Annotated in this window: 24 protein-coding genes; 7 read left to right on the forward strand and 17 right to left on the reverse strand. The window is 41.5% G+C overall.

Annotated elements, in window-relative coordinates; genetic code table 11:
• Nucleotides 1–335: 335 nt before the first annotated feature.
• Nucleotides 336–524: a hypothetical protein gene (locus tag Q1X33_RS13175; RefSeq protein ID WP_005227564.1), complete on the forward strand. Its 189-nt coding sequence runs from the start codon at nt 336–338 to the stop codon at nt 522–524.
• Nucleotides 525–939: 415 nt separating this feature from the next.
• Here the strand turns inward: Q1X33_RS13175 and Q1X33_RS13180 are convergent, their stop codons facing one another.
• The 4 genes from Q1X33_RS13180 to Q1X33_RS13195 all read right to left on the reverse strand — a co-directional run bounded on the left by Q1X33_RS13180 (nt 940) and on the right by Q1X33_RS13195 (nt 5,839).
• A complete protein-coding gene (locus Q1X33_RS13180) occupies nt 940–1,866 on the reverse strand; it encodes a LacI family DNA-binding transcriptional regulator (protein WP_034868775.1) in 927 nt (308 codons plus the stop codon).
• 230 nt (nt 1,867–2,096) lie between these two features.
• The gene (locus Q1X33_RS13185) at nt 2,097–4,460 is read right to left on the reverse strand and encodes an HAD-IC family P-type ATPase (protein ID WP_005231437.1); all 2,364 of its coding nucleotides are present in this window, start codon (nt 4,458–4,460) and stop codon (nt 2,097–2,099) included.
• 422 nt (nt 4,461–4,882) lie between these two features.
• On the reverse strand, nt 4,883–5,395 hold the full coding sequence (locus Q1X33_RS13190; protein WP_005227560.1) for a ClbS/DfsB family four-helix bundle protein: 513 nt from the start codon (nt 5,393–5,395) through the stop codon (nt 4,883–4,885).
• A gap of 15 nt (nt 5,396–5,410) precedes the next feature.
• Nucleotides 5,411–5,839 (reverse strand): effector binding domain-containing protein, encoded by a 429-nt coding sequence (locus Q1X33_RS13195; RefSeq protein ID WP_034868777.1) that lies wholly within the window; start codon nt 5,837–5,839, stop codon nt 5,411–5,413.
• A 93-nt stretch (nt 5,840–5,932) separates the two neighbouring features.
• On the opposite strand from Q1X33_RS13195, the gene Q1X33_RS13200 reads away from it, so the two are divergent.
• The 3 genes from Q1X33_RS13200 (at nt 5,933) to Q1X33_RS13210 (ending at nt 7,962) form a co-directional block, all read left to right on the forward strand.
• Nucleotides 5,933–6,841 carry a YafY family protein gene (locus Q1X33_RS13200; protein ID WP_005227558.1) on the forward strand — a complete coding sequence of 303 codons (909 nt, stop codon included), beginning with the start codon at nt 5,933–5,935 and terminating at the stop codon, nt 6,839–6,841.
• A gap of 41 nt (nt 6,842–6,882) precedes the next feature.
• On the forward strand, nt 6,883–7,401 hold the full coding sequence (locus Q1X33_RS13205) for a helicase (RefSeq protein WP_309420117.1): 519 nt from the start codon (nt 6,883–6,885) through the stop codon (nt 7,399–7,401).
• 99 nt (nt 7,402–7,500) lie between these two features.
• Entirely contained in the window at nt 7,501–7,962 is a 462-nt protein-coding gene (locus Q1X33_RS13210; RefSeq protein ID WP_034868779.1) for a GNAT family N-acetyltransferase, read from the forward strand.
• Nucleotides 7,963–8,081: 119 nt separating this feature from the next.
• On the opposite strand, the gene Q1X33_RS13215 is transcribed toward Q1X33_RS13210, so the two are convergent.
• The 4 genes from Q1X33_RS13215 to Q1X33_RS13230 all read right to left on the reverse strand — a co-directional run bounded on the left by Q1X33_RS13215 (nt 8,082) and on the right by Q1X33_RS13230 (nt 11,615).
• Nucleotides 8,082–8,924, reverse strand: a complete 843-nt coding sequence (locus Q1X33_RS13215; protein WP_034868782.1) for a bifunctional 2-polyprenyl-6-hydroxyphenol methylase/3-demethylubiquinol 3-O-methyltransferase UbiG — start codon at nt 8,922–8,924, stop codon at nt 8,082–8,084.
• Between the two features lie 388 nt (nt 8,925–9,312).
• Complete coding sequence (locus Q1X33_RS13220; protein WP_034868784.1) at nt 9,313–10,146, reverse strand: MerR family transcriptional regulator; 834 nt, start codon at nt 10,144–10,146, stop codon at nt 9,313–9,315.
• A gap of 21 nt (nt 10,147–10,167) precedes the next feature.
• Complete coding sequence (locus tag Q1X33_RS13225; RefSeq protein WP_016609706.1) at nt 10,168–10,908, reverse strand: ABC transporter permease; 741 nt, start codon at nt 10,906–10,908, stop codon at nt 10,168–10,170.
• Nucleotides 10,905–11,615, reverse strand: coding sequence for an ABC transporter ATP-binding protein (locus tag Q1X33_RS13230; protein ID WP_171805169.1), 711 nt, complete (start codon nt 11,613–11,615; stop codon nt 10,905–10,907). Before Q1X33_RS13230 ends, Q1X33_RS13225 begins: the two co-directional genes overlap by 4 nt.
• 259 nt (nt 11,616–11,874) lie before the next feature.
• Between Q1X33_RS13230 and Q1X33_RS13235 the strand changes: the two genes are divergently transcribed.
• Nucleotides 11,875–12,366, forward strand: a complete 492-nt coding sequence (locus tag Q1X33_RS13235) for a PH domain-containing protein (protein ID WP_005227545.1) — start codon at nt 11,875–11,877, stop codon at nt 12,364–12,366.
• Entirely contained in the window at nt 12,356–13,822 is a 1,467-nt protein-coding gene (locus Q1X33_RS13240) for a PH domain-containing protein (protein ID WP_005227543.1), read from the forward strand. The genes Q1X33_RS13235 and Q1X33_RS13240 overlap by 11 nt, the downstream gene beginning before the upstream one ends.
• Before the next feature lie 114 nt (nt 13,823–13,936).
• Here the strand turns inward: Q1X33_RS13240 and Q1X33_RS13245 are convergent, their stop codons facing one another.
• From Q1X33_RS13245 to Q1X33_RS13280, 8 genes are all read right to left on the reverse strand, one after another.
• Nucleotides 13,937–14,899: a transketolase family protein gene (locus tag Q1X33_RS13245; protein WP_301969716.1), complete on the reverse strand. Its 963-nt coding sequence runs from the start codon at nt 14,897–14,899 to the stop codon at nt 13,937–13,939.
• A gap of 3 nt (nt 14,900–14,902) precedes the next feature.
• Nucleotides 14,903–15,760, reverse strand: a complete 858-nt coding sequence (locus Q1X33_RS13250; RefSeq protein ID WP_005231438.1) for a transketolase — start codon at nt 15,758–15,760, stop codon at nt 14,903–14,905.
• A 22-nt stretch (nt 15,761–15,782) separates the two neighbouring features.
• On the reverse strand, nt 15,783–17,147 hold the full coding sequence (locus Q1X33_RS13255) for a PTS ascorbate transporter subunit IIC (protein ID WP_005227539.1): 1,365 nt from the start codon (nt 17,145–17,147) through the stop codon (nt 15,783–15,785).
• 16 nt (nt 17,148–17,163) lie between these two features.
• On the reverse strand, nt 17,164–17,445 hold the full coding sequence (locus tag Q1X33_RS13260; protein ID WP_005227537.1) for a PTS sugar transporter subunit IIB: 282 nt from the start codon (nt 17,443–17,445) through the stop codon (nt 17,164–17,166).
• On the reverse strand, nt 17,442–19,481 hold the full coding sequence (locus Q1X33_RS13265) for a BglG family transcription antiterminator (RefSeq protein WP_301969717.1): 2,040 nt from the start codon (nt 19,479–19,481) through the stop codon (nt 17,442–17,444). Before Q1X33_RS13265 ends, Q1X33_RS13260 begins: the two co-directional genes overlap by 4 nt.
• Nucleotides 19,482–19,845: 364 nt before the next feature.
• Nucleotides 19,846–21,108 (reverse strand): PTS sugar transporter subunit IIC, encoded by a 1,263-nt coding sequence (locus Q1X33_RS13270; RefSeq protein ID WP_005227532.1) that lies wholly within the window; start codon nt 21,106–21,108, stop codon nt 19,846–19,848.
• A gap of 14 nt (nt 21,109–21,122) precedes the next feature.
• The gene (locus Q1X33_RS13275) at nt 21,123–21,848 is read right to left on the reverse strand and encodes a glucosamine-6-phosphate deaminase (RefSeq protein WP_005227530.1); all 726 of its coding nucleotides are present in this window, start codon (nt 21,846–21,848) and stop codon (nt 21,123–21,125) included.
• 2 nt (nt 21,849–21,850) lie between these two features.
• Nucleotides 21,851–23,176 (reverse strand): 6-phospho-beta-glucosidase, encoded by a 1,326-nt coding sequence (locus tag Q1X33_RS13280; protein ID WP_005227528.1) that lies wholly within the window; start codon nt 23,174–23,176, stop codon nt 21,851–21,853.
• Nucleotides 23,177–23,321: 145 nt separating this feature from the next.
• Here Q1X33_RS13280 and Q1X33_RS13285 point away from each other — a divergent pair, with 145 nt between their 5' ends.
• Entirely contained in the window at nt 23,322–24,074 is a 753-nt protein-coding gene (locus tag Q1X33_RS13285; RefSeq protein WP_005227526.1) for a MurR/RpiR family transcriptional regulator, read from the forward strand.
• Between the two features lie 190 nt (nt 24,075–24,264).
• Here Q1X33_RS13285 and Q1X33_RS13290 read toward each other — a convergent pair whose 3' ends face one another.
• A complete protein-coding gene (locus Q1X33_RS13290) occupies nt 24,265–25,593 on the reverse strand; it encodes a PTS sugar transporter subunit IIC (protein WP_301969718.1) in 1,329 nt (442 codons plus the stop codon).
• Nucleotides 25,594–25,608: the final 15 nt, after the last annotated feature.

Consider the following 25,608-nt stretch of genomic DNA (forward strand, 5'->3'; position numbering starts at 1 on the left):
TTGAATTAGGAAGTGGTGACGCCGATCGTTCTTCCTACCTTTATTATAAGCGTGAAGACGGGACAAAACAAACAATATAGCTGGGAATTTCTAGCTTTCTTTCACTCAACTTTGTAGTCGCTCACTCGCTAAATTGGTACGATCCATTGAATAATATTCAACTAGCCATCGTATATTTATTGAAAATCGAAATGAAAAATTACAGAAAAATTTGATTTCCACTCGAATAAACAGCCGAAAGGACGAGTTTTTGAATGAAAAATCGTTTCACTTTACTTTTTCTTAAATTTTAATTATTATTCTTTTGAAATAAGATTAATGAAGGAGATAAAAACATGGAAAAATACCAAGTGTTCCCTGGTCAAAACTATCAGGCAAATGTTATTGGCTTTACCGGTTTACAAGAAGTTAGTGTGATTCATGTTTACGAAAATACTGCGACTGTTCTAATCAAAGAAACAGCTGAAACAGGTGTTGCGAAATTATGTAATTTTCTAGTGGGTGCAACACAATTAGTTAGTTGATGCTTTGTAATTAATCAAAACATGATGGAGCAATTTGCCATTCAACATGTTGTAGGAAATCGCTCCAGAGAAACTCGTCTGTGAGATTGCCTTTTTCCTATTCATCAATTACAGTAGTATTTTTATTTATCTACTCAATATCTCTCTACTTTATATATAAATAGTGTTAGAATGAACAAAAGGAAACGTATCAGGCTTCCCCCAAGAGAATCTTCCCCAAGTACTCTTGTCTGATACGTTTCCTATTTTTGTGGCGAAAAAGCCACAGACCAATGGTAGCCCTTTACTCTGTGAAAAGCAAGCTTTCAAAATAAATTTTTTCTTTATTTTTTTATTTTATCTCTACAATTCCCCTTTAATAAGCAGGCAAAAACACACCTCTCGACAAAAAGGTGTGTTCTTTTTATAACAATGATTATTCACGGATAATAAGTTCGTAAGGCAGAATGATCTGCTCTTGTTTTCTTTCTTGAAACAAGCGAAAGGCTTCTTTGCCGCACTGATCCAGATGAAACTCAACGGAAGAAAAGTGCAGCATTTGACTGATGAGCAGGTTTTCTTGCCCAATCACGACGGGTGCTGTTCCGTGAGGGTATTGATTTAAGATCATCGCTGCGATCTCGTCCCCATTTGTGATCACCCCATCGATTCCTCGTTCCTTAAAAAATGCAGCTGCGGGAATCCCATCTTGTGCTTTGATACAATCCCAATAAATATCTGCTTCAGAAAAATTAGGAAACAGCTCCTTGGCTTTTGCGATCGTGTTGACTGAATTGCAGCTGAGGCGTTTGCTGCGCCCGAGCGTCAGTCCCAAGCGTTTTACACCTTGTTCTTTCAAATAATTGATACTGGCTGTCACAGAGCCGACCAAGTCGATCGCAACGAAAGGAACGGCAGTACCGGTCGAATTTTCACAAAAAACAATCGGTCCTTTTTCCATGTAGGGATAAAATGTCTCGATATGATTTGCGCGGGTGATGACGATCAAGCCGTCAAATCCCTTTGCAGCGAATTCTTCCAGATATTCTAGCTCCAGCTTCCGATCAAAATTGGTCGGAAGCAACGTCACCTTGTATTTTTGGGCAAAGGCTTCTTCCATGATGCCATTTAAAATTCCATCAAAGAAGGCGTGATTGACAAACGGTACGATGACTCCAATATTATAGGTTTTCCCCGAGCTAAGTTTTTGGGCGATTTTATTCGGTTTGTAATCCAGTTCTTCCATCACCGCCAAAATCGCTGCTCGCTTTTGCTCATCAACATAAGGATGGCCATTGATCACACGAGAGACCGTCGTGATCGAAAAACCAGTAATTTTTGCTATATCGCGAATCGTTGCCATTTCTTTCATTCCTATCTGATTGTTTTGCTAATGACCTAAGTCTACCATAGAAAATTAGTTGTTCCACTTTCGACAATTTTCTGAAAAGGTCTCTTGATTGATTGTACGGTACGAAACGAGTTTCATAGCAAGACTTAGACTCCTTGAAAAGAAAAGAAATTTATTTAAAATCAAAAACTGACTGCCTAGCACGCTGCAAACGCTGCTTAAGCAATCAGTTTTTCTATTATTTACTGAATCATTTCTTTTGATAAACTTTTACGTTTCTTCGTATATCTTCGCATCAGCAGCTCGATGCCCTTATCCGCAAAGCGTTGCATGTAGGCGGAAAAATTCAACAAGGCAATCAAGAGAATGAGGTTGAGATAGCTGGTATTGCCTAGGTTAAAGAGGTCGCGACCGACGATCAAAGCAGCAAAGTACAAGATCTGAGTGCTGAAAAAAATCATCGTTCGATAGCTGTTGATCGCTGGATAGACTTTTTTCTGGATCAAGCGATAGTTCCAAGCAGTAAAAATAATGCTCATGATCGATAGAGCTTTACTGCTGCTGTTGAACCAATAACCAAAGTTGATGATCAGCAAAGTTCCTACCGTAATCGTCAAGGCTGTTGGAAAAGCATTTTTGAAAATCGTCGTCATAAAGTCCCCTTTGATCCGATTGAAGTCTGGTTCAAAGTTTAAAAAGAAGGTCGGAATGCCAACAAAGCAGGCATTGATGATCGTTAATTGGATCGGCTCAAAAGGATAGGTCGTTCCTGATAACAACGTCCCCATGGTGATCATGATGGAGAATAAGACTTGCACTAGCACCAATGAACCTGAGCGGGTAATGTTATTGATCACTCGGCGGCCTTCATCCATGACCGATGGCAAAGCATCAAATTGATTTTCCAAAAGAACCAGATTTGACACTTGACGCGCAGCATCAACACCAGAAGCCATTGCGATCGAGCAGTCGGCTTCTTTCAGCGCCAAAACATCGTTGACGCCATCGCCAGTCATTGCGACGGTATGCCCTTGTTCTTTCAAGTAGAGCACCATTTCTTTCTTTTGTTGCGGCGTCACTCGACCAAAAATCTGATAGTTGCTGACAGCTTCTTTTAATTCGGTCGCTGTTAATTTTGACACATCGATAAAATCAGCTGCCCCTGGTAGATTGACTTTTTTCGCGATTTGACTGACTGTCACTGGATCATCGCCAGAGATGATCTTGCATTGGATTGCCTGTGAACGAAAATACTCCAAGGTTTCTTTGGCATCTTCACGAATCGTGTCTGACAGTAAATAAAAGCCCAGCGGTTCAATATCCGTCGGCAGTCCTGCCTCCTCATAGCCTTGCGTACTGTGCGCCAAAACGATCACCCGGTAGCCTTCTTCTGCCAGCTGCCTTTCCTGTTTTAAGACAGCTTCATGGTTGGTTCCCAGTAAAATCGACGCAGCTCCGATGAAATAAGTGCCTTGTCCTTCAAACGTGACGCAACTGAATTTACGATCAGATGAAAAGGGGACGACTTGCTGCATCTGGTACGTCGTTTTTTCTGGGAAAAAGGTCCGTAGCGCCATTGCTGTTGGGTTCTGATCGGGCAGCTGCGCCATTAAGTTACCAGTGATTTCTGCCAGCGGTGTTTCCGATTGAAAGGAAATCGTCTTTTCCACCGTCATCTTGCCTTCGGTGATCGTGCCCGTTTTATCTAAGCAAAGAACATCGACCCGTGCCAAGGCATCAATGCAGTTCAATTCCTGCACCATCACTTTTTTGCGCACCAGATAGACGGCACTGATGGTCAATGTGACACTGGTCAATAAAAACAAACCTTCGGGGAACATTCCCACAGCTGCCGCCACCGTCCGTAAGATGGCGGTGTTGAAAGTTGCATGAGAGAAATAGAACTGTTTAACGAATAAGAGGGTACATAATGGGACCAAAATCAGGCTGATCCAACGAATGATTTTGTTTAAACTGCCTTGGATCAAGTATTTTTGTCGTTTGATGGTTTTGGCTTCTTTGTTGATTTTTGCGATATAGTTGTCAGCGCCTACGTGGATCACTTGGCATAACGCTTCGCCAGCAGTGATAAAACTGCCAGAAAACAACTCGTCTGCTGGCTGCTTGTAGATCGTATCCATTTCACCAGTCAGCAAGGATTCATTGACTTCTAAAGATCCTTGAATGACTTTGGCATCCGTCGGCACTTGATCCCCGCTTTTCAGTCGTAACACATCATCCATTACGAGTTTGTGTATCGGCAAGTTCTCCAGCTTGCCATCCCGATAAACATCGGCTTTGGCAACTTTTAGCAGTGCCAGCTTATCCAGCGTTCGTTTGGAACGAACTTCTTGAAAGAGATTGATGATCACATTGCTGAAGACAACAAAGACGAACAAACCGTTTTGATAAGAACCCGTCAAACAGACGAGAAAGAATAGGACACAGTTGATCAAATTGAAAAAGGTAAAGATATTGGTAAAAAGGATTTTCGGGTACGTATTCGTCGTATCCTTTTTTGTCTTATTGACTTGACCGCGCTGCACCCGCGCCTTGACTTCTCCTGACGTCAAGCCAATGGTTTGGTTGTTTTCGATGATCCTCACCCTTTCTATTCTTAGTCATTTACTTTTATTTTGCTGAATATTCAGCAAACTTGCATCAGACTTGGGAATGGTTTTGTGTGTTTTCTATAAAACCAATTGGCGTCGATTGCGTAAGATAGGCCATCGACTCCCCGCTTTTTTTCTGTAGAAAAACAAGTACTGTTTAAAATATAGCATACCCTTTTAAGAATTGGCGTTTCATTTTTGTCACCTTCGCGTCACTTTAGGAATTAAAATAACAGTTTATTCCTTAACCTAAACCGACTAGACAATAAGCTAGTATAGGCTTTCCAGGTGGTTTCTTGCGATGACACAAAACAAAAAAAACAGCTGATCTTCACAGATCAACTGTTTAACAATTCTTTAAGTTAGCTGTTCCTCAGTTGCTAAAAAACGCTCAACCCGCTTGCTTCTTTTATTGATCAATGCAGTGCTTCCTTTTTCCATTTTCGGATTTTCGTTCGGAAATTGGTAAAGGGTGCTACTGTATTGATATGGATCCATTTATAGACTGGCCACTGTGCTTTGGTGGTTGCCCAATCCCGCTGCCCTGCTTCAAACAATTCCTGATCGGATAAGCCTTCGATCCACTGGCAAAGGGCCGTCACTTTTTGGTCTAAGAGCTCCTGCTGCTGTGCTAAGGTCAAACTGCCGTATGTCTGATAAAAAGATTGATACAATCCGCCAAGGTTGTTCCATTTGTACCCTTCAGCAGGTGTGTGAACGCTCATCCCTTGCTGTTCCTGTGCTTCCCATGACAATAACAAACTGACCCAGCCGATTTGGTAAGACAAGTTTTCTGAAGGGGTCTTGTCGACACTTGCTATCCGTTGATTTCGCAGGGCTTCAGGAATTTCATCAAATTCTTGGCGAAATTTTTGGTAACGTTCTGTAATCTCTTGGATCAGCGCTGCTTTGCTTTCATATTGTCTCATTGTTTGTCCTCCTATTCAGGAAAATAGCTGCTCTTTGTCGCTTTCAGCAATGGCGATAAAAATCGTTACTTCGCCGTCTGGCGCATACTGTTCAAAATCAAAGGAATACCTGCGCTGCAGCTGCTGGTTTTCTTCCTCAGACCAGATTTGACGCCAAGTAGTCAAAATGCCCTGCGCATCGCGCCGATCGATCGGATACTTTTTCCAAGTATATTTTTCTGTATCAAAGTCTGCTTGCTCCGTTTCTTCGAAACAAAGCGAAACGGCATAGTCTCCTTGATAGTTTGACTCATACTCGTGGTAAACGCAAGCGATGACCGTTCCTTTTTCTGCGGCTTTCTTGACCGTCTCGCTGTTTTTCTCCCATAAGCCAGTGATTTTTGCTTGAATCGCTGGATCAGTAAAATTATTGGTTCTTTCCGTTGCCATTATCGAAAATTTCATTGGAGTTCCTCCTTCTTTGTCTTTATGATACGATAGAAACCTAGACATCTTGTGTCAGTGTTTTATCATCTTTTTATAAAAGGAGTAAACCAAGTGAGCACGACACGCCTATTCGGCCTTATCTACCACCTGTTGAATCATGAAAAAGCAACCACTTCTGAATTAGCCAAACAATTTGAAGTCTCGACTCGCACCATCACCAGAGATATCAATACCTTAAGCAGTATTGGCGTGCCCATCTATACCGAAACGGGTCGAAATGGCGGCGTTTATTTGTTAAGCAGTTTTGTGTTGGATAAAGTGTTATTATCAGAGGAAGAACGGAAAAACCTGCTTTTGGCGTTGAAAGGGATTCGCCAGCTGACGCCACAGATCAGTGGGCAATCGCTGGCAAAACTGCAATCCTTGTTTAAGCAGCCCGATGCTGATTGGCTAGAAGTGGATTTTTCCACTTGGCATCGGCGGGAAAACGGCAACGACACGTTTGATTTATTAAAAAAGAGTATTTTAACAAACCACGTGATCACCTTTGACTATATCAGTAAACAGGGACTGCAAAAACGCATCTGCCAGCCTTATAAACTGCTTTTTCGCTCGCAAGCTTGGTATCTGCAAGCCTTCGACCAGCAAAAGAATGCCTTTCGGACATTTAAAATCAGCCGCATGAGTCAGGTCCACGTCACTGACCAGCATTTTTTCCCAGTCACTGCACCTGATTCTGCCATTGAGTTGACTGTTGACACCTATCCTGCGCGTCTATTCTTTCAAGCCGACGTTCTTTATCGGGTATATGATGAGTTCGATCATCAGGATATTACTTTGACGGAGGAAGGCACTGCTGTGGTTACCGTTGATTTGCCCGAGGAAAGCTGGGTAGTGCCCTATTTGTTCTCTTTTGGAAAAAGCCTACGCATTTTAAGTCCCCCTCGACTAAAGAATCGTTACCAAGAAGAAGTTGCTGTGATTTATGCCAATTTGTCCGAGAACGAGGGTGCGAATTGATTTTTTTAAGAAAAGGTTCCCTATTGAAAGGAGTGTTTGATTTGAAGGAAGTGATCGTAGACTATGGCGGGGTTTCGCTAAACCGCCTTTGCCAGCAGTTGGAAGAAAATCAGATTCACTTAAATGCGTATGCTAACCAGCTCTTGCGCCATCCCCAGCTCTCCCTCAGTGCCGATAAACAGCGTGCTGCTTGTGTGATTGTTCCCCTTAAAGAACTGGGACTCCCCCAAGGCGGCTCTTTGACGGAGATTTTTGCAGCTGCGCCTTCTTATGGATTGACTTGTTGTACCTTGGAAATGGCCTTACACTTTCGTCTTAGCTATCGCCAACTGGCAAATAGTACCGGACTGAAATCCCAAGGAAAAGCGCCAGCTGCCGCAATCACGATCGCTTCTGTGCCTTTGGAAAAAACCGACGATTTCCCCAAAGGATTCTACGTTCGCCGCATCGATGGGGTTGACTGGCTACGAGGCTATACTTGCGATGCACGACACCAGTTTGCACCGGATGACCTGTTTTTGTTTCAACGACGAGACCCGCTGCCAGAGCGCCTCAACTGAAGGGGAAACAAACCGTTTCATATCAAATGTCCTTGTTTCTCATTGCCTACAATCATTCTGTAGGTTAAGAAGAGCCGAAAAGGACAAAAGGAGAAATAGATGAACTTAATCCCAATGAAAGACAGCGACTATGCTGCCTACTTAACCAATGCAGTTTTCGAATACGCCAATGACAAAGTCCAAGCAGGCACATGGGCCAAAGACGAGGCCCTCGCCCTAGCCAAAGAAAGCTTTGCTTCTTTACTTCCTCAAGGGACTGCCACCGAAAACAATCACTTGTTTTCTTTATTTGCAGCTGATTTTAGTGAACCGATCGGGGTGATTTGGGTCAACACAGCTGCCCAGAAAGCCTTCATCTATGACTTTATCATCGAGGAAGACCAGCGAGGAAAAGGCTATGGCACCAAAGCGTTACAGGCTTTAGAAAAGTGGGCGATCCAGCAAGGCATCATTGAAATCGGCTTGCACGTTTTTGCCCATAATCAGTCTGCGTATCAGCTATACAAAAAAATGGGCTATTTGGAAACAGATATTACGATGGTTCGACGTTTCGCTGAGTAGTACGAAAAGAGCCACATCATTCGTACCTAGGAATCAATCGACCAGACCTGCGCCAAACAAAAAGAAACGACAGAAAATCGTCGTTTCTTTTTGCTTCTATTTACATAAAAACCACTCTTTCAATGAGTGCATGGTTTTTTCAGTAGTATCGTCATTGTTGAACCTTCTTCGCTATAAGGACTGCCTTTGACATCGCCAAATACCTCACAGATATCAAAGCCTGCAGCCTGAACTTCCCTCAGCAATGCATCTTTTGTAAAATAGGTCGTCCATAAATAATAATTGGTGAGCTCAGTTTCTGCTAAAATCATTGTTTGCTCCAACAAGACGTGATCAGGATATTTCCATCGTTGATTCAGCACAAGATGGGGCTCCCCCCGCCAAAACCCTTCTGATTCGTGACTTTCCCAGGTCTGCTCTTCATCAAGCGTTAAAAACTGGGCAATCGTAAATACATCGAACAAAAATTTGCCACCCGGTTTTAGATGCGCCAGCACATTTTTTAGCAGCAGTTTTCGTTCCTCTGGATTTAAGGCACCATAATCGCAATAAATCAAGGTAATAAAGTCAAACTGCTGAGGCAATGCCATCTCCAAATAATTATCAAATAGATAGGTAATGTTTAATTGCTGCTTACTCGCAGAATCTCTCGCATAGGCGATGGACCTTCTGGAGTAATCAACGCCTGTCACTTGATAGCCTAGCGCTGCAAATTTTTCCGCATAGATCCCTGGTCCGCAGCCGATATCAAGAAGTTGCGTCTGTTTTTCTGGTGGAACAATGCGACTGATCCAGCGAACGGATTCGTCGATAAAGTCAGCCTTTCTACTCGCTCCCTCAAAATCAGGATCCAAATGAGCCTTTAACATTTGCTTGGAAATATACGCATCATCCCAAAACGCCCCTGCCATTTTTTTATAGAGCGGTGGCCGCTCGATTGCCTTTCTCAGTTCTTGGTACATTTTAATTTCCCCTTTCAAAATAATTGAAAAACAAAAAAGACCGCAGATTTTACTCTGCGGTCAATCTTCAAGCGATGAAGATCAAAAAGCGAAGAGTAAAATAAAATCAATGATAGGCACTTCAAATAAAACTGCAAGCAGTCAATTTTTTGCCTATGAAATTGATTTTATTTACTCTTTTCCAGTCCTACCCCTGTTAACGAAGGAATAACAGCAGATAGGCCGGAGTCATCACCTTTTTCTCTTGTTTTTCTGCTTTTACTTTAGAAGGCGCCAGTCGATTTGTCAATGGGAATTGACTGTAGACACTCGATTAAACGATGGTCTTGCCGAAATTCACACCTTACGGGGGAGAAATTTTGCAAAAACGCTGAATGTTTACTTCCCTTCACCTGCTGATTTTTTCAACAGGAAGCTGGATCTCAGTCAGCCATTCCTCTTCACTTTCTTTATTCCAAATGCCATCAATATAGCTTTCACGAAAAGGCCCTGTGATTCGATAGCCGTTATTTTCAGCAAACTGGATCACCGCAGCATAGGCTTTCGGAAACTCAGTGTAGGCTCCTTTATGGACCGTGCAAACTGCCTCTGGTACTTCTTCTATCTGCTTGAAGGTCAAATTTCCTTGATTATCTTTCATTTCTGTGACCGCTTCGCAAACTTCCACATCAATGTTTTCTTCTTTGTACTCGTTGTCATGATAGATAGTAAAACAATATTCGGGCAATGCGCAGACGCAACCAGCTGTTTCCATCTGCAGCCCCATTTCTGGGATCATAGAAAACAACCGATCGAAGTTTGGCACGACCATTCTCATTGAAGCGACGATAACTGCTGGCAAACGTTTCACGATCATTTGGTAATTGGCTTCTTCCTGTTGCAAATACCCTTCGATCTGCGTGAGCATCGCCATCCGTTCCGTGATCTCTCTCATCAGTTGCTGTCTCTTGCGATGCAGAATTCGCCTTTCGCTTTCTCCTGCTTGCACTTGTTTGATTTCATCGATGTTATACCCCATTCTGCGTAAAGCTAATAGCCGATGCAATGGTGCCAACTGACTAGAGATATAATAGCGATACCCATTATCTGGATCGATAAAATGGGGCTTAAGCAGCCCCACCTCATCATAATAACGCAGTGTTTTTATCGTCACTTGATTCATTTTAGAAAACATGCCGATTCGATACAGCTTATCTGGTGTTTTTTCACATTCTTGTGTCATAACTCTTTCCTCCGTTTCCTGTTATTCCCAACGGAAAAGCTTAACTGCCAAACCAAATCCTATGATCGTCACCACTGTCAATAGAAAAAGAATGAATCGAGGGTCACCGATTGGTTGATCGAGACTCACACTCTTTAACAATTTAACGCCTTGTGTCAATGGCAGAACATTAGCGACTTTTTGCACACCTTCTGGAAAGAGCTCAAAGGGAATCACTGCCCCAGAAAGAAACAACATGGGAAAATAAACCACTGTGCATACGAGATTGGCAATCTTGATATTTTTACACAAACTAGCAATCAATAGTCCTAGGCTATACATGGCAATCATAACGAAAAAATAGCTAGCTATCAATACTATCCAGCTGCCTTTCATTTGATAGTCGAGAAATACCACCGACACGAATGCGACACCTATCGCTGAGAGTAGTGCAGTCGCTGCAGCTACTACCACTTGAGCCGCAATCAGATGAACTGGAGAAGCTGGGGTAACAAAAAAGTGTTTCAAAATCTTTTTGTCTCGATAATCACAGATAGTTAACGGAATCCCCATAAAGGCTGTTGCGCAAATCCCCACCACCAGCAACGAAGCAAAACTGCCCTCTTGAAATGTATATGAAGTAGCACCAATCACTTTCTCTCCACCGATCATATTGGTCAAAAACAGGACGACCAGCGGCATGCCAATACCAAAGACGATCCCATCGATTCCTCGCAACGCTAACTTTCCTTCAATTTTTGCTAGTTTCATTACTTTGCTCATTCTATCTCCTCCCCTACAAACCAAAGATATGCCTCTTCAAGTTTTTGCTGACCGCTTCGTTTTAACAGCTCCTTCGTGCTGCCTTCAACTACCTTGCGCCCATGAGCGATGATGCATAGCCGATCACAAAGAATCTCCGCCTCCTCCATATAGTGGGTCGTCAATAGAATCGTCATTTGTGCTTCTTTTAGTTTGAGGAGCGTTTGCCAGACACTTCTCCGTGCTTTTGTATCCAGTCCCGTTGTCAATTCATCCAAAAAAATCACCTCGGGATTCGGGATCAACGCGAGTACAATTGAAAGCTTTTGTTTTTCCCCACCAGAAAGTTTGTCGATGAATTGCGATTCGAGTGGTTCCAGCTGAAACAAACGCAAAAGCTCTTGATAGTCTTGAGGCTGTCGATACAAGAGCGTCATCTCTTTGCACAATTCTCCGACGCAAATATTGTTCTGATAACTTGAAGATTGAAGCTGTACCCCCACTTTTTCAAATACCTCACGTCGCTTTTTTTGAGGATCTGATCCGAGAATTTTGACAGAACCTTCCTCTGGTGTTTTGATACCTAAAATTGTTTCAATCGTTGTTGTTTTTCCTGCTCCATTTGGTCCTAATAAGCCGAACACCTCGCCTTTTTTTACGGTGAAGGTAAGTTGATCAATAATTTTCCTACCGTTGATTTTCTTAGATAGCTCGGCAACCTCAATCATTTTTTCCACAGCAATCGCCCCTTTCTACTAAAGCATACTGTCTCCTCTTGAGGGAGAGTCAATAGCCTACTTGCCTTTTTTCATGACGAACAACCCCATACTCATTGGTTAGCTAAAAGCGGCTTTTTCTTTTTGTTCGATAGAGCCACACTATTTAAATCACAATTAACTATTTTTAATTTCTAAGCTTGTTTTTTTCTTCTATCTCCACTATATTTGTGGGTAAACCAGTTATTTCTATGTAGAAAGGACGTTTCCCTTGAATTATCCCTTATTAAATGAACAAATGCCTCAGACCATCATCCGTGTTTGGCGGTTGCGGACAATTACTTCACTGATCATTTTCAGTTTACTTTTCGCTGCTTCTTTTTGGTTTTTATCCATGCAAAACTGGCTTCATTTCTGGGTGTTCGCCCTTTGGTCAAGCCTATTGGCACTGACTTTGATCAGTCATCTGCTTTCTTTTGTGCTGATGAGCTATCGTTACAAATTCCATCGCTACGAGATCCAAGAAAAGGATATCGCTATTCAACGTGGCTATCTATTTCGCAGCACCACGTATATTCCGATCCGTCGAATCCAGCACATCGAAACAGACCAAGGGATCTTTTTGCGAAAATACGCTTTAGTCTCCTTACAGATCCATACGGCTGCGACCAACCACACCATTGAAGGCTTGCCAGTGGCGCAAGCCGAACGCTTGCGAGAAACCATCATGAATTTAGTCGAGGTGGTCAAAGATGATCTATGAAAAACAACGACTGCCGTTGCTGTGTATCGGTCTTTATTGGTTCAAAAATTGCAAAAATTTTCTGGTACTAGCATTTCTGCTTGTATTCAAATTATTCAACGACGCCCCTTCTTTTCCGATGATTCTGGGTGGCATTCTGCTATTTTTACTGGTCTGTCTGCTTCTTGCGGTACTGTCTTACGCCCGCTTTACCTTTCAAATCGATCAAACGAGTGTACTAGTCAACAAAGGACTCTTTATCCAAAAACAAACGATTTTGCCATTTGAACGCATCCAAACGATTCAAGAAAATCATTACTTTTATTTACGTCCATTTAAATTAGCTGAAGTGAAGTTGGAAAGCACCGCTAGTTCGAGTGGTGAAGCCGAAATTCTTTTCCCTGCATTGCCGCTGGCTCTCATTGCCTCCATCGAAGCGTCAAAAAAGGCGGCTGCGACACCACAACAGCCGAATGCCCAAACAACTAGTGGAGAAGAACCAACCGACGATTATGCTGCGTTTTCAGCTGAGAAGTCAGCCAAGCCGCCGCTAGAAACATTCACTTTGAAATTTAAGGAGATTTTCTTGTTTTCTCTCACTGATTTTTCTGTTTTCACCTTGGTTCTAGTCATCGGCTACAACGTGATCGACAACATTCCCAATCTCTTTGCCTATGCATCGGAATTGCAGCAACTTGGTCTTTTATTAGGTGCTGCAATTCTACTCGGGCTACTGATTTTGTTTTTCTTCCTTGCGATCGCCAGAAATCTTTTCCGTTATTATGGCTTTACGGTGGAAACGAACCAACAACAGCTGCTGATCACGCAGGGCTTGTTTTCTAAACGACACCAAACGATTCCCCTCGCTAGGATCCAAGGGCTGAGTGTCGAACAAAACCTTTATCGAAGAATCTTTCATCTAAGCTCCGTCAAATTACTGCTGGCTGCTGGCAGTTCGTCAGAAAGCGATGATACAGTCTATCTGTTCCCCATTTTGAAAGAGGCGCAGCTGACCGAAACATTGACCCGCTTTTTACCCGAATGGTCGTTTCAACAAACCGCTCTAGTGAAAAATCCACGACCCAACTTTTGGTACTTCTGCCGTTGGCCGCTGCTGATCGGACTGCTTGCTGTAGGAATCTCTGCCTTCTTTTTCTGGTGGTTAGCGCTGATTTTCTTCGTGTTCTTTGGCTCCTTCGTGTTATCAAGCATCTGGCGAGGCAAAATACAAGGCTATCAATTTTTAGATAACCACGTATTGTTGTGCCAAACGATCCGCGGTCTTACGAAGGTGACCGCTTATCTGAAGAAAAATAAAATCCAAGATTTCACTGTCACCACCACGCATTGGCAGCACAAAAGAGGGCTTGGCAAGTCACAGCTGACCATCAAAACCGAAGATACTCTCACCGAAAGTAAGCTGTTCTATTTTCCATTAACCGAAGCAGAAAACTTACGGCGCTGGTTTTTGTCTTAGTTCATAAAAAAGCGTCAAACAGCAGGACTGACACGCTGTTTGACGCTTTTTTTACAAGATCTGAAAGGAATGAAAAGGAAACATCAACTATTGATTCGTTGATGCTTCTTTTTTCTATCCCCTGACCTTCCCTTCGACTATTTGCTGCTTTATTGAAGCAGCATCTAAGCCATATTCTTTTTGCAAGAAATCGGGTGTGCCGACTTGACCGAACCGTTCATTGACACCAATACGTTTTAAGGGGACAGCACTGCCTGTTTCAGCAAGCACTTCGGCGACGGCACTTCCTAGTCCACCGGTAATAGAATGATTTTCGATGGTGATTACTTGCCGTTTCCCCTGAACTTCGCGGAGGATCAATTCTTTATCGATTGGTTTGATGGTAAACATGTCGATCACTTCGCAGCTGATTCCTTTTTCTGCTAATTCTTCTGCCACTTGCAGTGTTTCAGAAACCAATTGTCCGCTAGCAATCAACAACAGTTCATCGCCTGGTCTTAAAATATTGCCTTTTCCTAGTTCAAAGGTCGAGCCTTTTTCATAAATCATCGGAACCGCTTTCCGATTGCCTCTTACGTAATGAATGCCTGATAATTGGCTAAAAGTGTTTATGATCCACGCCATTTGGACTTCATCCGCTGCATCGCAGACGATCGACTGGGGAATCATTCGCATCAATGCCACATCTTCCCATGTCGTATGGGTGCCGCCGTTGTGCCCGACTGCAAACCCTGGATCAGAACCGTAAATATTGATCATATTGTCGCCATAGCCGCCAGAAATAAACAGCTGATCGAATACCCGACGCGTTGCAAATGGCCCAAAGGTGTGGATAAAAGGTGTATAACCAGTTAAACTCAAGCCAGCCGCGACACCAACCATATTGGCTTCCGCGATCCCCATGTTGATAAAGAGTTGGGGATGTTTGTTGGCAATCGTGGTCCAGCCGCTGGCAGAACCAAGGTCGGCATCTAACGCAACTAGCTGGTTATTTTCATCCATGAGTTCCACCAATGTGTCAACGACACAAGTTCGCAGCTCTTTACCAGCAGCAGTGGTTTTGCTTAATGTAAACATGCCTTAGCGTCCTCCTTCGATTTTTATGGTCAATTCTTTGATTGCCGCTTCTGCCGCTTGATTGATCTCATCCGTGGTAAACTTCACGGAGTGATTGGCATCTAGTTCTTCAAAGAAAGGAACGCCTTGTCCTTTCACGCTGTCCAAGACAATGCAAACCGCTTGGTCTTCGATTGCTTTGCAGCGCTCGATTGCCTCATCAATGGCTTGCATGTCTGCCCCTGGAACTTTTTCTGTATAAAAGCCAAAAGCAGTCATCTTCTGCTGGATATCAAAGGGATCAAGAATGTCTTTGGTTGGCCCATCTAGCTGTTTTTTGTTGTCATCAATAATGACGATACAGTGATTCAGTTTAAAGTGGGCAATGTATTGGAAGGCTTCCCAGCACTGTCCTTCATTTAGTTCACCATCTCCAACGATCAAATAAACAAAATTGTCCTTGCCTGCCAAGCGCAGGCCTGTCGCGATCCCAGCAGCCATGGAAGTTCCCTGCCCCAGTGAACCTGTGGTGGCATCAACCCCCGGCGTTTTCCAGCGATCCGGATGGGAAGGCAGTCTCGTGCCGCCCTCATTGATCGTCCATAACCACGACCGATCAAAATAGCCCGTATTTGCTAATGCACTATACAGGGCGGCGCCAGCATGCCCTTTTGACAAGACGAGTCGGTCACGATCCGCCCACTGTGGATCTTGTGGATTGATTCGCAGCTGTTTGCCGTACAAAACGGCCAATAATTCAACAATTGAAAAGGAGCCGCCCAGATGGCCTTGTCCCATTTTCTTGATGCTGCAAAGGGTATCTAAACGAATCTTTGCCGCTAATTCTTCAAGCTCGTGGTATTTTTGTTCACTGATTGCCACTATTTATCCCTCCATCCTCTATTTATTCAGAAACAGATTTTGCCCGACTGTTTTTCTTGAAAATCGTCAATCCGATCAAGACCGCGACTACCGCAATTATCCCTGAGAAGATGGCGATTTGACCGCCCATATTGGCTAGGTTTCCTAGGAAGATCCCTGCAACCCCATAGTCGGTATCAGAGAAAGTTGATCCTTGGAACCCAAGATCCCCCATGACTGGCATCAACAAGATCGGCATGAAGCTGATAATGATCCCATGAATAAAGGAACCAATGACAGCGCCTCGCACACCACCCGTTGCATTGCCGTAAACACCTGCTGTTGCGCCGCAGAAGAAATGGGGCACGACACCTGGAATAATAACGGTTGTTCCTGTGAAGACCATGATGATCAAACTAACGATCCCTCCGACAAAACTGGTTAGAAAACCAATCAGAACAGCATTTGGCGCATAAGGAAAGACGATTGGACAATCCAATGCAGGAATCGCATTAGGAACAAGCTTTTCAGAAATCCCTTTAAAGGCTGGTACGATTTCTGCCAAAATCAGACGGACACCAGCTAAAATCACAAAGACACCAGCGGCAAACGAACCTGCTTGCTGCAACGAATAAATGATCGAGTTCGTGCCATTGCTAAGATTTTCCGTAATAAATTCACTCCCAGCAAAAATTGCTACGATCACGTATACAACCGCCATCGTAATCGTGATACTAACAGTAGAATCCCGCAAGAAAGACAGGCCTTTCGGAAAATTGATGTCTTCGGTAGATTTTTCCTTATTGCCAACGTATTTCCCAATCAACCCGCTCAATGCATAGCCGAAGTTTCCCGTATGCCCTAATGCGACGGAATCATTTTTGGTAATTTCTCGGGTAAACGGCTGTGCGATCGCTGGAAAAATCGTGTTACAGATCCCTAACGCTAAGCCGCCAAATAAAACTAGATTATAGGTGTTCATTCCAGTAACGCTCAAAATCACCGCAATCATGCACGCCATATACAACGTGGCATGCCCAGTCAAATAAATGTATTTAAAGCGAGTGATACGGGCAATCAAAATATTGAAGGCCATTCCTGCTAACATAATAAGTGCGGTATAGGTGCCGTAAGTCGTCAACGCTAACGCAACGATCGCTTCGTTATTCGGTACGACCCCTTGCATGTTAAAGGCTGCTTGGAACATCTCCCCAAATGGCGCCAGAGAGCTTTCGATCACCCCAGCCCCGGCAGTGACCACGAGAAACCCAACAAAGGTTTTGATCCCCCCTTTGACGATCGTGGCAATGTCTTTTTTTTGCAGCACATTCCCCAAAACGGCGATCAGCGCAACTAAGATCGCTGGGGTACTCGCGATATCAACAAGAATATCTAAAAATTCGTTCATGACTGTCTACTCCTTTTTATAGTAATCCTTTTTCCTGACAAACGGCTTGAACCTTTTGCTTCAATTCATCGAGATCGATAATACTGTCTAACACTACGATCTCACCTAGATGCTGCGCACTATCGGCTAAATCGCCGCCAACAAAGAAAACATCCGCCATATCGGGTGCAGCACTTCCTAAATCATAATGGGACACTTCCACGCCTGAGACACCCAGTTCATTTAAAACAGAATTGATATTCATCTCCACCATAAAACTTGATCCTAATCCTGACCCACACACTGCTGCAAATTTCATTTTTCATCTTCTCCTTCTCTAATCACTTCAATTATTTGATCCGCATTGGTTGCGGAAAGTAACGCAGTTAGTTTTTCATTATTCGACAAAATTTTAGTTAAACTCGCTAACGCTTTTAGATGGAGTTCATTGTCAACCGCCGCCAAACATATAAACACGTGAATGGGGTGTTGCGGATCATCATTCAAAAGCACTGGTTCTCTGACTTTTAATAACGACATCCCGATGGCATTGACCCCATCTTCTGGACGTGCATGAGGCAAAGCGATGCCTTTTCCAATATGGATAAAGGGACCGTGATCCACCACTTTATTGATCATGGCGGTAATATACTGTTCCTCAATTTTATTGGTCTTTTTTAATGGCGCAGCAGCTGCTCGAATGGCTTCTTGCCAAGTCAGCGGCACCTTGGTAAATTGGATGGTTTCTGCTGTTAATAAATCTGATAACATCGGACGTTGGTCTTCCCTTCTATTCAATTCTCGATTGATTTTTCTTTGCAAAATTTTTCTCAGCTTTTGCTTACTGATTCCTGCTTTTAAATCAACATAGGGCAAAATCACTTCTAACACATCGTCAATGGAATGCAAGCCAGTTTTTGAAGGGAAAAATGCCGCTTGTACGTTTTTAACCAGTTCATCCTTCTCAATGGGTGTCATAATCGGATTGATCACATAACAGGGTCGTTTGGTTTTGATCGGCGCACTGGAAAAAATCAGATCAATCTCTTTATTAAACCGAACATTTTCGTACTCTTCGATCGAACGAGCCGGCAAAAAATGGATCTGGGGAAACAGTTCCTTTAACTCTGATTCCAAAATCAAGGATGAACTGATGCCACTGGGACAAACGACTAATGCATTCAGTTGGAAGTAATCACGTTTGGCCTTTTGTTTACTGATTTCTCCACCAAACAAAATCGTAAAATAACCGATTTCTTCATCAGGGATCGTGCCGACTAGGTCTTCTAAAGAACCCAGTGCTCGTCTCGTCAGTTCAAACAACTCATTGTATTGCAGCTTGATTTCTTCAATCAGTACATTCTCCAGTGGAAAACCGTAGCGGATTCGAAAATACGCTGGGACAAGATGATAGAATGTGTTCATCAAAAGGGTGCGATAGTCCACAAACTCGATAGCTGCCAGCCGTTCCATTTCATGAATGATCTTACTGGCACATTCCAATAAAAACTCTAATGAAGTATCTTCGATATCTCCTTGCAGAATCGTTTTCAACAGGATCGTTACATAAAGTTCTTCTGTTTTCCGATCTTTGATGTCAGGAAATTCTGCTAAAAACTGCTGACTGACTTGATGGACATGCAGCGACTGGAGCAGCGGTATTTCTGTCTCCGCTAAAGAAACAGCCGTTTCTGCCATCCGAAAGGATAGATAATTAAGAAAATAAAGCATTTCTTCGAAGCGACTCGGAACGATCACCAGATTGAAATCAGTCAGTGTTGCGGACAAACGATCTCTGATTTGAACATAGATCGTTTTATCCTGCTCATAGATTCCCTCAAATAAGAGCAAGTTCCCGTTTTTCGTATTGGATAACGTGCTGACCTTTCGAAAGGCAAGAGCGCGAATCTGATATTCCTCTCCCTCTAGATAAAAGCCATATTTTCGAGAGTACAATAGTTGAATCTTGAAAGCTGCAAGTTCCTCTCTGATCCCCTTTACATCCTTCAAAATCGTATTTTTACTGACATAGAACAGCTCTTGAAACTGATAGACAGATAAATCTTTCACTGCTGAAAAAGTCAGAAGATAAATCATGGACCGCCGCTCTTCTTCCGAAAAAAACAACGCATTCTTCTGGATATCGAAAAGAATTTCCGGCCATTTTCGTTGAATCAGTGAAGGAATCAAAACTTCTCCCTCATGAATCATGATTCGTTGATTCAACCGCTGTTCAGTGATTTGATTGATTTTGGCAATCTCCGCCAAAAATTCCTCATCCCTCCACTTCGTCAAATCAAGAAACGCCTCAACATTTGGTTCTGAAAACAGATACGTCAATTTGAAATGAATCATATTTGCTACCCCCACCTAAACTATAGCTTGCACAAAATGAAATCGCCATCATTTCTCGGTACAACTGAAACTCCGTTTTTTTTAAACGATGGACCGAAGAGGAGATTTCAAGGATTACCATAACATCCAATATAGTATCCGAGAAGGTTTTGTTGATAGAAACAAATGGATAAAAAATACAACATTAAAAAAAAGCGAATCATTTACTGATTCGCTTAGATACTGATGCTATTTGTTGTTTTATTATTGAAACTATCAGAATCATTAAAAGCAATCGTCATTTTTCCAATATACTTTTTTAAAGTTATTTTCTGATACCTAAAAGACTTATCTTAATGAATGATGGAAAATAAGCTTTTTCTATCTACTCACTTATACTAACAGGAATCGTTGTTTCCGTTTCCTGTGTCTTTGCGGCTTCGTTTTTTACTTGCTGCTTTTCCAATATTTTGAAAAATGGCATATAAATAAAATATGAGATAGCAATTGATACAACAGACCAAACAGCTGCTCCAATACTACCATTAGTAGCTAAATAAGGACCAATAATAGGAGGAATAGTCCATGGAACTTGAATAACAATCGGTCCTACTATACCAATATTCATTAGGATATACGTACCGATACATAGGACCATAGGCGTTGCTATAAAGGGAATAAGCATTACAGGATTCATCACAATAGGCAAACCAAAAATAACCGGTTCATTGATACAAAAAATAGCTGACGGCAATGATAATCGTCCAATCGACTTATACATCTTACTTCTGGAATGGAGCATATTTAACACTAGACCTAGTGTTGCTCCAGTTCCGCCTAAACACATAAAGACAATCCAAAATCCATCGGCAAAAACATGAGGAACTTCTACACCACTTTGAAAAGCTGCCGTATTATCAGCAAGATAACTTAGGAAAACAGGGGTCGCAATTCCAGACAAAACATTGTCTCCGTGGATTCCACATATCCATAGCAAACAAACGAGAAGTGTGTATAGCAGCATGCCTGGGAGTGTTCCCATCCCTTGCATTAAAGGTTGGAAAACAATAGTAATGATTTCATTGATATCAACCCCTAATAAAGTTCTGACGATCCATATAACGGTCAGAATAAATGCTCCTGGGATTAACGTTGCAAAAGAAGTTGCTACAGTGGGCGGCACACCTTCTGGCATTTTTATTACAATATTATGAGTGACAAACCATTTAAAAGCATGAGTGACAAATACCCCAACAATGATCGCGGTAAACATACCACTAGCACCAAAATTAGCCAAATTTATCGTCCAGTCATCGTTTAATGTTGCTAGAAGAAAGCCGATAGTTGTGAGCATCGAATTAGAAATAGCATCAACACCAAACTCTTTTCCTAAATGATAGCCTATGCCAATTGCAGATATCAGTCCAAGGATTCCGAACGTAACATTGACTGGTGCATTCAACTGCGGCCCCCAATTTGACACAAAATCCATCCATGACTGTATTGGAAAGTTACCAATGATTAGGAAGATACTTCCAACAATAGTAAAAGGAATCGTCATGGAAATCCCATTTCTTATAGCAACTAAGTGTTTACTATTGCCTATTTTCAGCAATATAGGCAATACCTTGTTCTCAATGACCTGCATCTTTTTTCCTCCTTTTAGTTCACGACTTCCTTATCAACCACCAACACAGGATCTTTGTGCAACCATAGAGAAGTAACAGGACACTCTTTTGTAATCGTACCGCTTAGAAATTGTTGTATCGCAGATTTCTTTTTTGCTCCACTAGCTTGTACGATCATTGTTCCAGATTGTAATAATTGTCCTATCCCTAACGTAATTCCTTTCGTACGATCAACTTTCTCGTCTGAAAAATATTTTTTCCCAACACTTTGGGTTGATTCGTCTAAGTTCACTATATGAGCTTTATCTTCGAAGGACGAACCAGGCTCATTAAAACCTAAGTGACCATTTACTCCAACCCCAAGCAAACTCAGTGTTAATCCTCCATTCTCCTCGATAAATTTATCAGCTTTTTTGCATTCCTCATTTAAATCATTGGCTAAAGGATCAAATGTGTGAAGTTGCTTTAGGTCAATAGGAACCCGATTGAATAAGTTTCTTTTCAAATAGGATATACAACTGCCTTCATTTTTCGGATCGATTCCAACCCATTCATCTAGTTCAATAAACTTTGCCTGGGATAAATCTATTTCTTTATTGATTGCTGCTTCTGCAATGATGTTAAGCGTTCCTACGGGTGTATCACCACCTGCAAAGCAATATAACCCATTTGGCTTTTCTTTCAAGACATCTAAAATGAGTTTTGCACAGATCTTACTGACTTCCTGGTAATTTGCCTCAACATAGTATTTTATATTCATTGTCATTCTCCTTTAAAAAAATTCGGCAGATATTTTTTGTGTGCCAAAAGCATTTCATCAAGTAGTTGCTTTGCTGTCCTATCACTTGGAACTAAGGGATTGATCGTCATCGCTAATAAAGCAGTGTTATAGTCTCCCGTAACAGCTGCTTGGGCCGCTATACGTTCAAAAGACTTAATTTGTTGAACTAGCCCTTTGATAGGAATAGGTAATTCACCTGTAGTCAAAGGGATCGGTCCTTGTTTTGTAATCAAACAATTTACTTCAACCGCTGAATCACAATCGATATCACTGATGGCTCCATTATTTCTTGTATTGACCGTTTGAATATCACGTTTGTCATTATAGATGGAATTAATTAAATTACATGCTGCTTCACTATAATAAGCGCCCCCACGTTCTGATAATTGAGGTGGTTTGATTGCTAGATGTTCATCTTTATAAAGTTCAAACAATTCATGTTCGATTTTCTGCACAACTTCTGCACGAGTTCCTTCTTTTTCTGCTGATTGTTTTTGCTCAGACAACATAGTGGCTGTTTGATAGTAATACCTTAAATAGCCGATGGGAATCATGTTAAGTGTTCGGAAAAAATCTGGTTCCCATTCTAAATCAGCAATGTTTTTCAGACCAACTGCATCACCAGCATCTTGCGTCATCAATGTAAGTACTTTTTGGGTCACATCAATCCCTTTATGATAAATCTTTTTCGCAAAAACCATATGATTTAGTCCAGTAAATTCAACATATAATTCTTCTTTGGGTACTTTTAATGTTTCTGCAATGCCACGTTCTATTCCAATTGGTCCATTACACAAACCTACTACTCTACGCATATTGCTATGGCGTAAGACAGCTTCTGTCACCATGCCAGCTGGATTAGTAAAGTTGATCAGCCATGCTTCTGGGCAAAGACGCTCCATGTCTTTCACTATTTCTAAGATAACGGGAATCGTGCGTAATCCTTTAAAAAGCCCTCCTGGACCATTCGTTTCTTGTCCAATCGTGTCATATGTTAAAGGGATTCTCTCGTCTTTCGCTCGCGCTTCCAAAAGACCTACACGAAATTGGGTCGTAACGAAGTCCGCATCCTTTAATGCCGCTTCACGATCAAGAGTCATATAAATTTTCATTGGAAGTTCCGCTTTTTTTACCATACGTTTAGCAAGTTCCCCAACAATTTCTAATTTCTCTCTTCCTTGTTCAATATCCACAAGCCATAATTCTGAAATCGGTAATTCAGCATATCGTTTAATAAATCCTTCTATTAATTCTGGTGTATAACTTGATCCACCGCCAATTGTTGCAATTTTTATTCCTTTATCCATCCTGAAACACTCCTTTAACTTAACTACATGGTCAGTATAGATTATTTTTATCTCCATAAATACCGCCTTTAAGTAAACGGTTACAAAAGCAAACGATTGACACCGGTTACAATCCTGTTACAATTTGTAACAGGAGGGGATTACTATGTTGTTTCTTGACTATCAACCAGACTTAAATGAAACGGATATTGAAGTATATAAAGCAATAATTTCAGACGTAAATGCAGTTGCTTCCATGAGTATTCGTGAATTAGCTGAGAAAAGTCATACGAGTACTGCCAGCGTACTACGCTTTTGTAAAAAATTTCGCTGTACCGGTTTTTCTGAATTTAAAATTTACCTCAGTGCGTATCTCGAATCTCTTAAAGAAGAAAAAGAGGTAAAAACACTTGATTTTGAGAGTGAACTCTTGAATTTTTTAGCACGGACACAAGACAAATTCTTTGAAGATAAATTTGATGAGGCAGTTCACTTATTGATGGAAAAAGAGCTGATTATTTTTATTGGCGTAGGCTCCTCAAATGTTGTTGCTGAATATGGTTCTCTTTATTTCTCGTCACTATTTAACATGGCGATTCGCATTGAAGATCCTAGTAATTACCCTATTAATTACCTATCCACTGAGTTAGCAAAAAAAATGTGTATCGTCGCTTTATCCGTTTCGGGCGAGACCACAGAAATCATTCAATATTTAAATCATTTGAATCTATCAGAAAGCTCAGTAATAGGAATTACCAGCAGCTCTAATTCAACACTTTCTAAATTAGCTGATATTGCAATAACCTATAATATTTCGCTAGAAAAAATTAATGAAGCTGATATTACAACACAGATACCGGCAATGTACATTATTGAAAAGTTAGCGAAAACCGTGAGAAATAGAATGGAAACTCAATAGATTTATAAAAAAATTCTTCAGGTAATTCTTTCCCTCTATTCACAAGTTCACCGATCGATATTCCCACAAAAAAAAGAGACTCACATGTATCTATGTGGTCTCTTTTTGATATATAGATTTGTTCAATTTATTTGTTTCTCTTACCTTTGGTTTGAGAAGACTTCAAAAAATCTTGTGAAGTTTCCTCTTCTCAATCATTTGCCTCTTCATTCCCTATTGTTGAGGTAACTTTTTCATCGATACGTAAAAATGGTAAATAGATAAAAACACTCACAGCAATGATCGCAATTTGCAAGACTGATGCTCGCCAATCGCCACCAGTTGCTAAAAATCCAGATATGACAGGAGGAGTGGTCCAAGGTATCTGCACGACAACATGATTGATTAAACCAACAGCTGTGGCAAAATATGCAACTGTTAGGGAAAAAATCGGCGCCAATACAAATGGAATAATCAAACTAATATTGAAAACAATTGGTAAACCAAAAATGATCGGTTCACTGATATTAAATAGTGCAGGAGTTACGGATAATTTTGCAAAGTCTTTGTAGTCTTTACGACGACTAAAGATAAAAATAGCAATTAGCAAAGCAATAGTATTTCCTGATCCTCCCATAACAGCAAACGTATCTTTAAATGCCATGTTTATGATATGTGGAATATCTTCCCTATTCGCATAAGCAGCCATATTCTCTTGCATATTTTGAATTAAGAACGGATCGAGAAGTGAACCTGATATCACTGCTTGATGAATTCCAAACCCGAAAAATAGATTTGCAATTGAGGTAATTAAGAGGAACCCTGGTAAGCCTGTCGTTACCCTACTTAAAGGTCCAGTGATTAGAGTAGTAATCAACGAATTAACATCCATATTGAATAATTGATTGACAGCAAATAAACCAATTGCGAAGGTAGTCACGGTAATCATGATTGGAATAAGGACGTTAAATGACTTCAACACAGCTGGTGGGATATTTCCTGACAACTGAATTTGTAACTTTTTGTTATTTGATAACTTAATAAAGAGTTCCGTAGCAGCTAAGCCCACAAAAATTCCAACGAACATTCCTGACGCACCAGTATGAGTGACAGGAATAACCCCACCTACCTCCAACGCTTCTTGACTTCCTTCTGGTGTAAACATCGTCATCATAGGGGTGAGAACAATAAACGTTGAAATAGCGACTAGAACAGCAGCAATATGATTTGTATAATTTCTGCTAACACACATATGATAAGAAACTGCCGCAACAACTAATAGCGTCGTTATACTTAGCGTTCCATTACTGATGGAAGTCCCGATTTCTTGAATCGTCGTTAATGTTGCTGGATCAATGATATTTCCCATAAATCCTGTTGGCTCTAAAATAACATAGTTGATCAATGTAACAAATCCCGCCAACATCATAAAAGGCATAAAAGTGGCGAAAGCATCCCTTAGTGTTCGAAGATGAATCTGGTTCCCTAGCCTTGTGGCTATTATTCCGAACTTTTCAAAAATAGCATCTTTTTTACTCATAATCCCGATCAGTCT

The organism is Enterococcus sp. B2E4 (assembly GCF_030499455.1).
Lineage (GTDB): Bacteria > Bacillota > Bacilli > Lactobacillales > Enterococcaceae > Enterococcus_D > Enterococcus_D casseliflavus.

Coding starts and splice junctions, on each gene's coding strand:
- Q1X33_RS13265 (WP_301969717.1), bottom strand. CDS start 19,481: ATGATTCATTTCAAATTGACGTATCTGTTTTCAGAACCAAATGTTGAG.
- Q1X33_RS13220 (WP_034868784.1), bottom strand. CDS start 10,146: ATGACACAAGAATGTGAAAAAACACCAGATAAGCTGTATCGAATCGGC.
- Q1X33_RS13260 (WP_005227537.1), bottom strand. CDS start 17,445: ATGAAATTTGCAGCAGTGTGTGGGTCAGGATTAGGATCAAGTTTTATG.
- Q1X33_RS13290 (WP_301969718.1), bottom strand. CDS start 25,593: ATGAGTAAAAAAGATGCTATTTTTGAAAAGTTCGGAATAATAGCCACA.
- Q1X33_RS13210 (WP_034868779.1), top strand. CDS start 7,501: ATGAACTTAATCCCAATGAAAGACAGCGACTATGCTGCCTACTTAACC.
- Q1X33_RS13240 (WP_005227543.1), top strand. CDS start 12,356: ATGATCTATGAAAAACAACGACTGCCGTTGCTGTGTATCGGTCTTTAT.
- Q1X33_RS13285 (WP_005227526.1), top strand. CDS start 23,322: ATGTTGTTTCTTGACTATCAACCAGACTTAAATGAAACGGATATTGAA.
- Q1X33_RS13180 (WP_034868775.1), bottom strand. CDS start 1,866: ATGGCAACGATTCGCGATATAGCAAAAATTACTGGTTTTTCGATCACG.
- Q1X33_RS13275 (WP_005227530.1), bottom strand. CDS start 21,848: ATGAATATAAAATACTATGTTGAGGCAAATTACCAGGAAGTCAGTAAG.
- Q1X33_RS13230 (WP_171805169.1), bottom strand. CDS start 11,615: ATGATTGAGGTTGCCGAGCTATCTAAGAAAATCAACGGTAGGAAAATT.
- Q1X33_RS13255 (WP_005227539.1), bottom strand. CDS start 17,147: ATGAACGAATTTTTAGATATTCTTGTTGATATCGCGAGTACCCCAGCG.
- Q1X33_RS13175 (WP_005227564.1), top strand. CDS start 336: ATGGAAAAATACCAAGTGTTCCCTGGTCAAAACTATCAGGCAAATGTT.
- Q1X33_RS13225 (WP_016609706.1), bottom strand. CDS start 10,908: ATGAGCAAAGTAATGAAACTAGCAAAAATTGAAGGAAAGTTAGCGTTG.
- Q1X33_RS13280 (WP_005227528.1), bottom strand. CDS start 23,176: ATGGATAAAGGAATAAAAATTGCAACAATTGGCGGTGGATCAAGTTAT.
- Q1X33_RS13270 (WP_005227532.1), bottom strand. CDS start 21,108: ATGCAGGTCATTGAGAACAAGGTATTGCCTATATTGCTGAAAATAGGC.
- Q1X33_RS13245 (WP_301969716.1), bottom strand. CDS start 14,899: ATGTTTACATTAAGCAAAACCACTGCTGCTGGTAAAGAGCTGCGAACT.
- Q1X33_RS13195 (WP_034868777.1), bottom strand. CDS start 5,839: ATGAAATTTTCGATAATGGCAACGGAAAGAACCAATAATTTTACTGAT.
- Q1X33_RS13215 (WP_034868782.1), bottom strand. CDS start 8,924: ATGTACCAAGAACTGAGAAAGGCAATCGAGCGGCCACCGCTCTATAAA.
- Q1X33_RS13190 (WP_005227560.1), bottom strand. CDS start 5,395: ATGAGACAATATGAAAGCAAAGCAGCGCTGATCCAAGAGATTACAGAA.